The sequence below is a fragment of the Prochlorococcus marinus str. MIT 9515 genome, from assembly GCF_000015665.1.
Lineage (GTDB): Bacteria > Cyanobacteriota > Cyanobacteriia > PCC-6307 > Cyanobiaceae > Prochlorococcus_A > Prochlorococcus_A marinus_P.
In genome coordinates this window covers 72,728-86,489 of the sequence record NC_008817.1, presented here as the reverse complement: position 1 = coordinate 86,489, position 13,762 = coordinate 72,728, and the positions used below count along the sequence as shown (strand labels likewise).

Sequence of the window (13,762 nt, the reverse complement as noted above, 5' to 3'; positions counted from 1 at the left end):
AAATGCAAATTATTGAAGAGATCAAAAAAAATGAATTATTTAGTAACCCATCTGAGATTCAAAAATTTTGTCTCAACAAATTAAAATTAAATCCATTACCAAATGTCAAAAGTGAATATTGGAGACTTTCCAATAAATCGAAATTTTCAAGCTTGTTAGATCATATTCATAAAAATAAAGAATCTAAAATTAATCTCCCATATACGAATACATCTCAAAACATAATTAGACTAATAATAGGTGAAGATAGTTCAATCAATTATGAAGAAGAAAACTTTTCAATAAAACAATTACGAGAAACCGAAATAGCTGATTACATCAAAAAAAACATCTCTAATTTTGATCAAAATAATCATTGGAGTGACCTCCTAAATCATTGTTTAAGTTCTAAAAAAAATATCTTAGGTTTAAGTATATCTGGGAATAAAATTCCTCCTATTGAAATATTTAGTGCTTCATCACCGGAATCTTTTAACGCTAAAACACTTATTTTATTCTTTGATAAAAATTCTAAAATCGATTTATTACAAATTAATCTAGGGAACGAAAATTCTTCATTATCTCAATCAACTTATTTCTGTTTAGAGGAAAATACTTCGGTAAATCATGGTGTGGTTTCCTATGGAGAAAGCAAATCTAATTTATTGAATTCTTTAAATGTAATTCAAAAAGCAAAAAGTGAATACAGCCTAGGATCATTACATTTCAAATTTAATTATGCAAGATTTGAAATCAATATTAATCAATTAGATGGGAATGCTAAAACAAACATAAAAGGAATACAAATAACGAAAAACAACGACCAAATAGCAACTTATACAAACATGAATTTTAACGGCCCCAATGGTTTCTTAGATCAAATTAATAAATCCTTAGCAGATGATAAATCACATGCTGTCTTTGAAGGGTCAATCATTGTTCCGAAAATTGCCCAAAAAACAGATGCGTCCCAATTAAGCAGAAATTTACTTTTATCAAGATTCGCAAAAATAGATACTAAACCTCAGTTAGAAATAATCGCTGACGACGTAAAATGCAAACATGGTGCAACTATTTCACAATTAAACGAAGAAGAAATTTTCTATATGAGATCAAGAGGACTCACACTCGCAGAAGCCAGTAAACTACAATTAAGTTCTTACATTCAAGAAATAATCTCAAGTATTCCTATTTCTAAAGATAGATGGGATTTACTTGATAAACTTTTAAAAGAAAATTAATGGAAACAATTAAAAATTTCCCGCAAATAGTCAAAAAAAACTTTAATTTGGTAGATAAAAAAGATTTTCCTTTATTAGAGAATAATTTTAAAAGCAAAAATAAAATTATTTATCTAGATCACGCTGCAACAACACAAAAGCCAAGCCAAGTTCTAGAAAAAATTGAAGAATATTATAAAAAATTCAATGCAAACGTTCATAGGGGTGCTCATCAATTAAGTGCGAAAGCAACAGAAGAATTTGAGAATTCAAGATCTTTAGTTGCTAAATACATTAATGCAAATTCAACGCAAGAAATAATCTTTACAAGAAATGCAACTGAAGCTATCAATCTAGTTGCAAGATCATGGGGAGAATTCACGTTAAAAGAGAATGATGAAATTATTTTGTCAGTAATGGAGCATCATAGTAATATTGTTCCTTGGCAAATGGTAGCTGCTAAAAACCAATGCAAACTGAAATTTGTCGGAATTGATCAAGACGGAAAATTAGATATAAATGATTTCAAGTCCAAATTAACAAATAAAACAAAACTAGTCAGTTTATTGCACATAAGCAATACCTTAGGTTGCTGTAATCCAATAAAAGAAATAACCAAATTAGCTAAGGTTAAGGGTTCTTTAGTTCTGCTTGATGCTTGTCAAAGTTTAGCTCATCAAAAGTTAGATATTGATGAATTAGGTATAGATTTTTTAGCAGGTTCAGGACATAAATTATGTGGACCAACAGGTATAGGTTTCTTATGGGCAAAGAAAGAGATATTAGAGGAAATTCCTCCTTTTTTTGGTGGAGGTGAAATGATTCAAGATGTTTTTGAAGATACAAGTACTTGGGCAGAGCTTCCTCACAAATTTGAAGCAGGTACTCCTGCTATTGCAGAGGCTATAGGATTAGCGGAAGCAATTAAATATATCAACAATATTGGCTTAGATCGTATCAGTGAATACGAAAAGCAAATTACAAAATATTTATTTGAACAACTAAGTCAAATTAAAGATCTTGTAATAATAGGACCTCCACCAAAGATAGACCCTAATAGAGCTTCACTAGCAACGTTTTATATAAAGGGAATACATTCAAACGATATCGCTGAGATTCTGGATTCAAAAGGTATTTGTATAAGAAGCGGACATCACTGTTGTCAACCATTGCATAGACATATCGGAGTTAATTCAACAGCAAGAGTTAGCATGAACTTCACAACTACGAAAGACGATATAAATGCTTTTATCGAAAAACTGAAAGAAACTATTAGTTTTTTAAGACTTAATTCTTAAATATTTAAAGTTCTCTCTAAAAATTTCTGAGTTTTTATAAGAACCTGTTGCTTATTATCTAAATTTTTAAAACCATGCCCTTCATTATCAAAAAATATAACTTCTGAATTTTTATTATTTCCGATAAGTAAATCTTTTATTTGTGATGTTTTTTTATATGAAATCACTGAATCTTTCTTCCCATGAAATAATAAAACTGGCTTTTTCAATTGATTTATTTTATTAATTGGTGATCGAATTTGATACTTTTCAAGACAAGTTGAATATTCACCTATGAGAGAATTTAAATACCCTTTCTCAAATCTATGAGTTTTATGATGCATATCATTTAAATCAATAACAGGGTATTTGCAAATTGCCACTTTAAAAAGATCACCTTCACATAAAGCATTAATTGCAGTTAAACCTCCAGCGCTATTACCTAAGATTGCGACTTTAGAACTATCAACAAGATGTAATCTAATTAAATCGAGTACCAATGCTTTACAGTCAAAAGAATCAAGGATTCCCCATTTATAATTTAATCTTTCTCTATATTCTCTACCAAAACCAGAGGAACCACCATAATTAAGTTCTGCAACCATAAATCCTTTGGAAGTCCAATATTGAACTTCCGAATTTAAAGATCCATCAAAACAAGAAGTGGGCCCACTATGTGCTTTAACGATTAATGGTGAGTTTACAAATCTTTCATAAAGTGGCTTATAGATAAATGCATGTGTGGATTGATTATTAAAACCTTTGAACCAAAAAGATTCTGGTTTTGAACAATTATTTTGAGATAAAAAAAACGACTTTTTAGAGAGCTTAATAAGCCTTTTATTATTACATTCCAGTTCCAATAATCTTTCATTACAAGTATTACTAGAACCTATTAAAATTAAGTTATCATCTACAGCATGTAAATCTCTCAATAAATCATAAGGTAAATCTATTGTTCTCACTAATGAAAAATCGATATATTGTTCCAATACCCAAGAACATTTATTTTTAGCTAAACAAAATAAATTATTAAAAGATCCAGAAAATAATGACAAGCCAGAAATCCATTGAGGAATTCCATATTCAAAAAACTCTTTTAAAATTCTTTTTTTGATAACTATATTGTTAATATCACTTACATCTATAAATAATAAATTCCACCATCCTGAGCTGTCTTCAGAACAAACGATGATGTCCTCATGTATCCAATAAGGTTGGAAAAAAGATACATTTTTATTTAAGTTAATACTATCATTTTTAAACTTTTTGATCTTATCCAATACTCCATTTTGATTAATTACTGCGAAAAATAATTCATTTTTTTCCCAAGGCATAAATGGTGTTTTCCATTCCAACCAAGACAAATTTTTTCCATTTTTACTTAAAGATAAATTTCCAGCAAAATCATCAAACTCTCTCAATATTCGTATTTCTTGTTTACTTTTTCGTATATCAACAGAGAATAAATAGTCCTTATTATTTAACTCATATAATCCAAGTAAAATGTTTTGATTAGTTATCGCAAAAGAAGAATCAAAATTACCCTTTAATGATTCCACTAATTGCCTTGGTTTATTTTTACATAAAAGATATTGATTATTATTTATAGTTTCTGATTTATTAACTGTAAAAACTTGAATCCAAAGTGATTCAGAAATCTCATCTATCCAAACTAAATATAATTTTTCATCAACCTCTATACATTGATAAGATTTACCTCCATAACCATGAAAATGACTTTTAATATTAAACTCATCTCCAGTTAATTTTTGAATACCTGCCTCTTCTTGATTAAATGGTCTTGCAAAAATAGAGTTGCTATATGTTTTTCCTTTTTTAACTATATCTATCCAAAAAATAATATTTTTACAAAATGATATTTGATTAAAAACTGGCTTTTTCTTAAAAACATTATTAATGGGCAAAGTTTTGTGATTTATCATTTACTTTATTGCATTCAAAGTTTCAAATAAGTGTTAATATTTTTATATTCTAACTTTTTAATAACACCCTAATAGATATCGTGGCAAATAATTTTTCACAGTTAGCAAAAAAATCTCGCAATGAACTTTCTTCCTCAAAAGTTAAGAAGGAGGTCATAGAAAACCCTCCATTAGAAATATTTAAATTAGGTAATGATGTCTTAAGAACTAATGCCAAAAGAATTGGAAAGGTTGATTTAGATACAAGAAATTTAGCAAAAGACATGCTAAAAAGTATGTATTCTGCGAAAGGAATAGGTTTAGCCGCTCCACAAGTTGGTATTAGTAAAGAATTACTTGTAATTGATATAAATTTTGAAGACTCTGCAGCAGAGCCTCTTATTTTGATAAATCCAGAAATAACAGCTTTTGGTAACACTCTTAATTCTTATGAAGAAGGTTGTTTGAGTATACCTGGTGTATATTTAAATGTAGTCAGGCCATCAACAATTAAATTAAGATTTAGTGATGAGATGGGAAGACCAAGAAAGATGAATGCTGATGGACTTTTAGCAAGATGCATTCAACATGAAGTGGACCATTTAAGGGGGGTTCTTTTTGTAGACAGAGTTACATCCAAAGAAGATTTAAAAACTGAACTAAAAAAAGAAGGATTCCAAATGAAAGATGTGTTTCCAATAAGTCAATCTTAATAATCAAAATTATTAATGACTCAAACCACAATCTTCAGCAAAATAATCAATGGTGAAATTCCCTGTGAAAAGCTTTATGAAGACGAGCTTTGTATAGCATTTGATGACATTGCCGCTCAAGCTCCAGTTCATTTTTTAGTAATTCCTAAAAAACCGCTAGTTAGTTTATATGAATGTTTAGAAGAGGATAAAGATTTATTAGGTCATCTTCTTTTGGTAGGAAAAAATATTGCTAGATCGAAGAAATTAAAGAATTGGAGAACAGTGATTAATACTGGGGAAGAATCCGGACAAACAGTATTTCATTTACATATACATTTTTTAGCCGGCAGAAAAATGAGTTGGCCGCCAGGATAAAACTCTCAAAAAAGTTAATTTTTAGCTATAAGTAAGAATAAAAGAATATGAAGACTCCTGAATCTTTAAATAGTAAGCCTAATAATTTCTTAAATCTAATCATCGAAAATTGGGAAGGATTAGAAGATTCTCAGAAATCAGTATTAATCAAAATTTGGAAAGTTTTAACTTACAAATGGCAATTGCAAATTCTGTTCAATTTACCTTTTTTAATATGGTGGTTAATGGATATTTCGATTCTAAAAGTTCATGAATTTGATTTAAGGTTATTGTCATACCTTAACCTTCCAGATTGGGCACTATCGCTAATAGGTTTTGGGCAATCATCTTCATAAAAGATATAATCTAATTTAATAAAAGGTATATTAATAAATATGAATAATGTAGTACAAAATAAATCTAAAATAATAAATCAATTACAGAAGTTAAGAAGGTTAGCTCAGCCATTTTTTCTCCCTATTGATCAATGTAATGGATTTCAATTTATATGGCTTTTAATATCCCTTTTGTTCTGTGTTGGAGGAATTGTTCTGGTCGGCCTTACAGGCATCATTAGTTTTTTTGAAAGCATTCAACCTGTTTTTCTTGAAAAATACTTTGGAGGAGTGGTCAATACTGTTAATACAATATGGTCTGGTTTATGGGGCTTATTATTTTCAGGATTATTTCTGATTGGTTCAGGAAGTTTTTTTAGTTTAAGACGTCAACTAAAGAACCGTAGATGGTTACATTGGTTATTCCTCGCAGTAATAGTATTAATGCTTTTAGCTGTAAATGGAATTAATGCAGGAATAGGATTTATTGCTAGGGACTTAACCAATGCTTTAGTAGAAAAACAACAAGATGGATTTTATAGAATCCTGGGAATCTATGCTTGTTGTTTTGCTGTCGCTCTGCCAATTCGAGTTTCTCAAATATTCTTTACCTATAAATTAGGAATAATTTGGAGAGATTGGCTTTCGAAAAGCTTAGTTAAAGACTACATGACAAATAAAGCATATTACCAACTAAATCCAAATGATGAGGAACAAACTGACGTAGATAATCCTGACCAACGAATAACTGATGATACCAGAGCTTTCACTGGTCAAAGTTTATCATTTACTTTAGGAGTTTTTGATGCACTACTTACTTTTTCTCTGAATATTCTTATATTATGGAGCATTAGTACAACATTAACCTTTTCATTATTCGGATACGCTTTATTTGCAACTACTATCCTGTTGATTGCTGGAAAAAATCTTGTAAAAATTGATTTTGATCAACTTAGATATGAAGCAGATTTCAGATATGGATTAGTGCATATTAGAGACAATGCTGAATCAATAGCTTTTTATGCAGGTGAAAAACCAGAAAAAAGTGAAACAGAGAGAAGATTGGGGGCAGTAGTTAAAAACTTCAACTTATTAATAATTTGGAGGGTGATCATTGATGTTATGAGACGCTCTATTAATTATGCTGGTAACTTCTTTCCGTATCTAATAATGGCAATCCCTTACTTTCGAGGAGATATTGATTATGGCCGTTTTATTCAAGCAAGCTTCGCATTTGGAATGGTGGAAGGTTCGTTGTTTTTTATTGTTAATCAAATAGAGGAACTAGCAAAGTTCACCGCTGGAATTGGGAGATTAGAAGGATTCCAGTCAAAAGTTGAAAGTATCAGTCAAACCAAGCCAATAGATAATCAAAATATCATTTCTAATTATTCTTCTATCCTTATCAATAATGCTGACCTATTTCCTCCTGGATCTAATAAAGCTGTTATAAAAAACTTAAATCTAAGTATTGAAACAAATCAATCATTATTAGTGGTAGGGCCCTCTGGTTGTGGCAAAACATCTTTATTAAGAATGATAAGTGGCTTATGGGAACCTAATCAAGGATCGATTAAAAAGCCAAGTACAGGAGATTTACTATTTATTCCTCAAAAACCTTATATGTTACTAGGTTCTTTAAGGGAACAATTATGTTACCCAACAGAAGTTGATAAATTTAGTGATGACCACTTAATTTCTGTTCTTAATGAAGTAAATTTAGAATCAATGGTTGATAGATATCCCAATCTTGACGTTAAACAAGATTGGCCAAGAATACTTTCACTAGGAGAGCAGCAAAGATTAGCTTTTGCGCGATTATTACTAAATTCTCCGAGATTTGCTGTATTGGATGAAGCAACTAGTGCACTCGATATTAAAACCGAAAGAAGATTATATAACTTATTAAGAAATAGAGAATTATCATTAATAAGTGTTGGACATAGACCTAGTTTAAAGGAATTTCATGAGAACATTCTAGAGTTAAATGGAAAAGGAGACTGGAAATTATTTACTACAGATAAGTATAATTTTAAAAATTAGTTTAAAATCATGACATCAAATCAAGAACAATATAATAAAGAATCTATGGATGTAGAAAAAATAAATTCTGAAGAAATTAAAGTTGACGAGCAATCAACTGAAATTGAAGATACCTATAAGTTTGGATGGAGCAATTATTCAGAAATAACAAATGGAAGATTCGCAATGCTTGGATTTTTAGCAATAATATTAATTGAACTAATTAGTCAGAAATCATTTTTTAACTGGGTTGGGATATTTTAATTAATCATCAAATCTAGAACTGTTATCTCTGGATTTATTTTTTTTGGTGCCAACTGTATATCTTCCAGCTTGATTTTTGGAAGTTGATCTGTCATTAGATGAGGATCTTCGTGCTTGCCGAGTTTTCTTTTCTTCATTAATATTCTGAGAAAATGATGCATCTTCTACTTTTTCTCTTGGAATTTGAGATCTTATAGATTGCCTTGTCGTTTTTGTAGAGGAGAAAGAATCTTTAAGAGAGGAATTATTTAATTTTCTCGAAACTTCTTTATTTGGTAATGGTCGCGAACCTCTTTTAACATCACTTCTTGATGCTCGCCTTTCTCCAAAACTAGCTCTTCTTTCCTCATTAGGCATCCTATCTTCAGACCGATTTCTTCTTCTCTTTGGTTCCTCATTCTCAAATTTATTAGATTCTCTTAGAGGAGGACGCCTTCTGCTTACTGCAGACTCCGGAATAGCTCTTGATATATTTCTCCTTTGCGATCTACCTTCTATATAATCTTCTTCTATATCATCTTCTTGAGGTTTAAATCTTCTGGCTATTCTATCGGAATCATCAAATCGATCATAATCATCATTAAATCTATTTCTAGAAGAATTCCTAGGCATGTCAGGAATCTGATCATCTTCAAAATAAGAGGATCTTCTTGCTTGATCAGTTGCAACACCTCTTAATCGAACACTTTCATATGCAAAGAATACAGTCGTTCCTGCTAATAAAAACTGCCCAAATTGCAAAATAGGATCTAACCGCCATCCTTGAAAAAATAAAATCCCTCCACACAAGAGTCCTATTGCTGCAAAGAAAACATCATAATCCCTAGCCAGGGCAGGTTTAAAGGATCTCAAAAAATATAGGCCACCCCCACATACAGCTAGTACGATGCCTACAATACTCGCCCAATTTAGACTAGCATTGACCACTTTTTTTCTCCAAAAAATTATTTTTTAAGGTGAATTAAAACACCTCTATATATAGTTTACTTAAAACTTTTATAAAAACTAGCGTCTACGTGTAGCTGAAGTACGATCTAGTGAATCGTTTTGACTAACAAATATCAAAAATGTTGCTGCTGGTATTACTATAAGCAAGGCTGCAGCGAAAAAACTCGCTATCATATTAAAACCGGAACTACCTGCCACTTCTGGCGAAACATTAGCGATTAGTAATAGGTCTGAAATTTGAATCACTTTTTTAAATTAAATTCTGAATTTATAATACGAATTAAATCCTAACTTATGGGATGTTTATTAAGATGGATTAAATAATTGTCATTTCATTGTCTCAAAACTATTTAACCGTTTTAGATTTAACGCTAGGAATTCTTCTATCATTTCTAACGCTGATTTTTTTAATAAGATTAATACTAACTTGGTACCCGAAAATTGATTTAAATAAGGGTTTTTGGTTATTGGTCGCAATCCCAACAAGTTCTATTTTAAATTTTACTAGAAAACTAATCCCTCCTATTGGGGGAGTCGATGTAGGTCCCGTCATTTGGATAGGAATAATAAGTTTTTTACGTGAAATACTTGTTGGGCAACAAGGTCTAATCAAATTAGCGATACAAAAAAGTATTAGTTAAGAAAGCACTATATTATATTTAATAGTTAGGTAATAATTCTTCTTCAACGTATTTTGTATGAATTTTTCCTTCCATAAATTTCGTTTTATTTAGAAGGTTTAAATGAAAGTTTATTGTTGTTGGAATTCCTGTTACGGCACATTCATTTAAAGCTCTATTCATTCTTTTTATAGCAGTATTACGGTCTTTCCCCCAAACTATTAATTTACCAATAAGTGAATCATAAAATGGAGGAATTTCATAACCAGTATAAACATGACTATCAACTCTTACTCCAGGGCCCCCGGGGGGTAGCCATCCGGTTATTTTCCCTGGCGATGGACGAAAATTATGTGAGGGATCCTCAGCATTAATTCTGCATTCAATAGCATGACCATTTAATTGAATATCGTCTTGAGTAAATCCTAAATTATCACCTCCAGCTATTTTGATTTGTTCTGCAATCAAATCAACCCCAGTGACCATTTCAGTTACAGGGTGTTCTACCTGAATTCTAGTATTCATCTCCATAAAGTAAAAATTATTCTCATCATCAACTAGAAATTCAACTGTTCCCGCTCCTTCATAAGAAATACTTTTTGCAGCAGCAATTGCTGCATTACCCATTTTTTCTCTAAGAGAACGGTTAATGGCTGGACTAGGAGACTCTTCCAATAATTTTTGGTGTCTCCTCTGTACAGAACAATCTCTCTCTCCAAGATGAACTACATTACCTGACCTATCAGCAAGGATTTGAATCTCTACATGTCTTGGCTTTTTTATAAATTTCTCCATATATAATCCATCATTACCAAATGCAGCTTCTGCTTCACCTTGTGCTGCCTTAAACATTTTTTCTAAATTGGCCTTATTTTCAACCAATCTCATTCCTCTACCTCCTCCTCCAGCAGTAGCTTTGATGATGACTGGATATCCAATCTCTTTAGCCATTTGATAGGCCTCCTCAACGCTGGATAATAAACCTTTACTTCCTGGAACAGTGGGAACTCCTACTCTCTCCATTGTTTCTTTAGCAGTAGATTTATCTCCCATTGATCTAATTGCATTAGGAGATGGCCCAATAAAAGTTATGCCATGATCGTTGCACATTTCCGCAAATTTATCATTCTCAGCAAGAAAACCATAACCTGGATGGATAGCATCAACACCTCTTGATGTGGCAGCAGCCAAAATATTAGGAATATTTAAATAACTCTTATTACTGAGTGAGTCCCCAACACAAACTGCTTCATCTGCTAATTGCACATGTAACGCCTTTTTATCTATGGTGCTATAAACAGCAACAGTTGCAATATCAAGCTCTCTACAACTTCTGATAATTCGTAAAGCTATTTCTCCACGATTAGCAATTAAAACTTTTTCAACCATTACAAAATTAAATTGAAGAAATGAAAAATGAATTTAAATTGAAAATACTTTAACAAGTATTCAATAAATCTTTTTGAATTTCAAGAATGCATTGATTAACAATACAACCTAGAACGTTATATATGGATAATTATTTAATTATGCAAAAGAAAAAGCAGTATTTATAAGTATTTAAAACCTAATTAATTAAAAATAAATCTTTTAAAGAGTTTATCCTAGCTTATTAACAAAAACACTATCACAAATTAATGCGATTAATGTATGATGACCTAATGGTTTAAGAACACCCCTGTTCTCGAAAACCCTTTGCGGACGTGGCGGAATTGGTAGACGCGCACGTCTAAGGAGCGTGTGGCTTAGGCCTTGCGAGTTCAAGTCTCGCCGTCCGCATTTCATGTGATTAGGAATGACTGCAATGAAAAAAAAATCAATTGCAGTCGTAATTATATCCAATGGGCCAGGAGAATTATCAACTTGGGTAAAGCCAGTAGTTGATTATCTAAATCAGATAAATAATTGTTCTAAAGATATTGAAAAATTGAATTTCTCCTTAAGATTAGTTCTTGTACCTTGTCCTAATGCTACTGGGAAAGAATATTCAGTTGCCAAATCATGGAAAATATTTGAATTAATTACAAAATCAAAGAGTTTTTGGAAATTATTAATCAGGCCCTCAAAATTTGCAAAATGGCCTCAAAAAGGGATAGTTATTTTTCTTGGAGGTGATCAGTTTTGGAGTGTTTTACTAGCAAAAAGATTAGGTTATATGAATATCACATATGCCGAATGGATTTCAAGATGGCCACGTTGGAACAACATAATTGCAGCAATGAATAAAAACGTTAAGAAAAATATTCCTTCAAACCATAGATATAAATGTAAAGTAGTTGGCGATTTAATGGCAGACATCAAAAAAAACAAATCAGATTCTTTGAATACTGAAAAAAAGGATTGGATTGCATTATTACCAGGTTCTAAAAAACCAAAGCTATCTGTTGGTATTCCGTACTTTCTTGAAATAGCTGATCATATTCATAAAAATAATAAAAATATTAATTTAATTATTCCTATCGCACCAACTACAAGTACAAGCGAATATTTATACTTTCAAAGTTACAAGAATCCTATTACAAAACATTATTCATCGAGAATAAAACGAATTAGGAATATTAAAAATTCTATTTTTGATTCTGTCATTGAAACCTCAAATAATACAAAAATTTATTTAATTAATAAACACCCTTGCTATGAAGTACTAAAAAAATGTGATCTCGCAATTACCACAGTTGGAGCAAATACTGCTGAATTAGCTTCACTTGCTTTACCTATGATAGTTATTCTCCCTACTCAACATTTAAATGTAATGAATGCTTGGGACGGTATCTTAGGAATAATTGGGAAAATCTCTTTCATCAATAAATTCTTTACATTTATAATTAAAAATTGGTATTTAAAGAAAAAAAAATTTTTTGCATGGCCAAATATAAAAGCTAATAAGTTAATTATTCCAGAAAGGATCGGGAACATTTCACCCAGACAAATCGCAAATGAAGCTCTATTTCTAATAAAAAATAAAAAATATTTAAAAGAGCAAAAAAATAATTTAACAAAACATCGAGGCAAAACTGGTGCAGTTAAAAAATTAGCTTATATTATTTTTAATTCAATCAAAAAACTCAGTTAAATAAAAAGTAATTACCAAGGATCATCAATTTCAAAAGACTCTGATTGATCATTATCTATGACTATTTTTTTGTCTTCAACAGGTTCAATATCTAAAGGTTCTTGAGATCTTTGAATTGGTCTCTTTGAAGCCCGATTTGATATAGATTGTCTTTGAACAACAAATTCTTTCATATTCTCTTTTTTAATTTGATTACCTAATTGTTCAGAGGAGTCATTATCTAAATAAAGTTGTTTCTTATTATTGATTTTTTCTTTTGCTGTCTCAATTTCTACATATTCAAGTTCTTCTTCATACTCTTCCTCTTCTATATCTTCTTCTTTAAATTCTTCTATTAAATTGTTTTGTTCTTCTGATTCAGAACCCGATAGTAGTTGGTTCTCTACTGGAACAAGATTTGCTGAATATCTATTCGATTCCCTTTCATCCCAAGAAGAACCACCTACTCCAAGTTTATCGAGTAATCCACTACTGAGTTGCTTCAGTTTTTCTTCTGCCCCTTCATAAACAATTATTCTGTCAGTACCGCTACTGACTATTTCATCCACAAGGATTTCCCAAGTACTTAAAACACCCTCACCGAGAATGGGGACTCCCACAGCACCCGTAACTAGAGAAATCAAATCTCCAGTCTCAATATCGAAAGAAAATCCGAGAACTCTTCCAAGAAGCTGGCCAGATTCCGTAATTACCTGACAATTTATAACTTTCCCATATCTTTCAGGAGAAAACCCATCACTTAATGAATCTAAAGAATCTACCAAAATTACATCGCCAACCTGCTTTATGCTTTCAAGAGGCATCCATTTAGGTAAACCAGGTAAAAATCTTGTAAGAGGATTATCTCTAAGGCCTAAAGCAACTACCTCTCTTCTATCAATATCAACGACTACTTCACCTACAACACCTAATCTCCTACCAGTATCAGTAGTAATAACCTGCGTCCCCATAAGTTCCGATCTTAACCATAGACGTTCGCTAGGTACGGAATTACGACCATTATTATTTGTGGATGTGTTCGACAAACTCATTAATATCTTTCTGCTATTC

The 13,762-nt window shown here is 31.2% G+C and carries 14 protein-coding genes and 1 tRNA gene; 10 read left to right on the top strand and 5 right to left on the bottom strand.

Annotated elements, in window-relative coordinates; all coding sequences use genetic code 11:
* Window positions 1-2: 2 nt before the first annotated feature.
* Window positions 3-1,220: a SufD family Fe-S cluster assembly protein gene (locus tag P9515_RS00390; protein WP_011819406.1), complete on the top strand. Its 1,218-nt coding sequence runs from the start codon at window positions 3-5 to the stop codon at window positions 1,218-1,220.
* On the top strand, window positions 1,220-2,497 hold the full coding sequence (locus tag P9515_RS00385; protein WP_011819405.1) for a SufS family cysteine desulfurase: 1,278 nt from the start codon (window positions 1,220-1,222) through the stop codon (window positions 2,495-2,497). Before P9515_RS00390 ends, P9515_RS00385 begins: the two co-directional genes overlap by 1 nt.
* Here the strand turns inward: P9515_RS00385 and P9515_RS00380 are convergent.
* Window positions 2,494-4,422 (bottom strand): alpha/beta hydrolase family protein, encoded by a 1,929-nt coding sequence (locus tag P9515_RS00380; protein ID WP_011819404.1) that lies wholly within the window; start codon window positions 4,420-4,422, stop codon window positions 2,494-2,496. The genes P9515_RS00385 and P9515_RS00380 overlap by 4 nt on opposite strands.
* An 80-nt stretch (window positions 4,423-4,502) precedes the next feature.
* Here P9515_RS00380 and def point away from each other — a divergent pair, with 80 nt between their 5' ends.
* Genes def through P9515_RS00355 form a run of 5 tightly spaced genes read left to right on the top strand, consistent with a single transcriptional unit; the run spans window position 4,503 to window position 8,071 of the window.
* Window positions 4,503-5,114, top strand: coding sequence for a peptide deformylase (def, locus tag P9515_RS00375; protein WP_011819403.1), 612 nt, complete (start codon window positions 4,503-4,505; stop codon window positions 5,112-5,114).
* Between the two features lie 15 nt (window positions 5,115-5,129).
* A complete protein-coding gene (locus P9515_RS00370) occupies window positions 5,130-5,471 on the top strand; it encodes a histidine triad nucleotide-binding protein (protein ID WP_011819402.1) in 342 nt (113 codons plus the stop codon).
* A 47-nt stretch (window positions 5,472-5,518) separates the two neighbouring features.
* On the top strand, window positions 5,519-5,806 hold the full coding sequence (locus P9515_RS00365; protein WP_011819401.1) for a hypothetical protein: 288 nt from the start codon (window positions 5,519-5,521) through the stop codon (window positions 5,804-5,806).
* Between the two features lie 39 nt (window positions 5,807-5,845).
* Window positions 5,846-7,828 carry an ABC transporter ATP-binding protein/permease gene (locus P9515_RS00360; RefSeq protein WP_011819400.1) on the top strand — a complete coding sequence of 661 codons (1,983 nt, stop codon included), beginning with the start codon at window positions 5,846-5,848 and terminating at the stop codon, window positions 7,826-7,828.
* 9 nt (window positions 7,829-7,837) lie between these two features.
* On the top strand, window positions 7,838-8,071 hold the full coding sequence (locus tag P9515_RS00355; protein ID WP_011819399.1) for a chlorophyll a/b-binding protein: 234 nt from the start codon (window positions 7,838-7,840) through the stop codon (window positions 8,069-8,071).
* On the opposite strand, the gene P9515_RS00350 is transcribed toward P9515_RS00355, so the two are convergent.
* Both P9515_RS00350 and psbX read right to left on the bottom strand, forming a co-directional pair.
* Window positions 8,072-8,998, bottom strand: a complete 927-nt coding sequence (locus tag P9515_RS00350; protein ID WP_011819398.1) for a Ycf66 family protein — start codon at window positions 8,996-8,998, stop codon at window positions 8,072-8,074.
* 78 nt (window positions 8,999-9,076) lie between these two features.
* Entirely contained in the window at window positions 9,077-9,265 is a 189-nt protein-coding gene (psbX, locus tag P9515_RS00345; RefSeq protein ID WP_011819397.1) for a photosystem II reaction center X protein, read from the bottom strand.
* An 89-nt stretch (window positions 9,266-9,354) separates the two neighbouring features.
* On the opposite strand from psbX, the gene P9515_RS00340 reads away from it, so the two are divergent.
* Entirely contained in the window at window positions 9,355-9,660 is a 306-nt protein-coding gene (locus tag P9515_RS00340) for a YggT family protein (protein WP_041710532.1), read from the top strand.
* A gap of 18 nt (window positions 9,661-9,678) precedes the next feature.
* Here P9515_RS00340 and accC read toward each other — a convergent pair whose 3' ends face one another.
* Complete coding sequence (accC, locus tag P9515_RS00335; RefSeq protein WP_011819395.1) at window positions 9,679-11,028, bottom strand: acetyl-CoA carboxylase biotin carboxylase subunit; 1,350 nt, start codon at window positions 11,026-11,028, stop codon at window positions 9,679-9,681.
* A gap of 308 nt (window positions 11,029-11,336) precedes the next feature.
* Here accC and P9515_RS00330 point away from each other — a divergent pair.
* Window positions 11,337-11,418, top strand: a tRNA-Leu gene (locus P9515_RS00330).
* Between the two features lie 16 nt (window positions 11,419-11,434).
* Entirely contained in the window at window positions 11,435-12,712 is a 1,278-nt protein-coding gene (locus P9515_RS00325) for a glycosyltransferase family protein (RefSeq protein ID WP_011819394.1), read from the top strand.
* Between the two features lie 11 nt (window positions 12,713-12,723).
* On the opposite strand, the gene P9515_RS00320 is transcribed toward P9515_RS00325, so the two are convergent.
* Window positions 12,724-13,743 carry a PRC-barrel domain-containing protein gene (locus tag P9515_RS00320; protein WP_011819393.1) on the bottom strand — a complete coding sequence of 340 codons (1,020 nt, stop codon included), beginning with the start codon at window positions 13,741-13,743 and terminating at the stop codon, window positions 12,724-12,726.
* Window positions 13,744-13,762 lie beyond the last annotated feature (19 nt).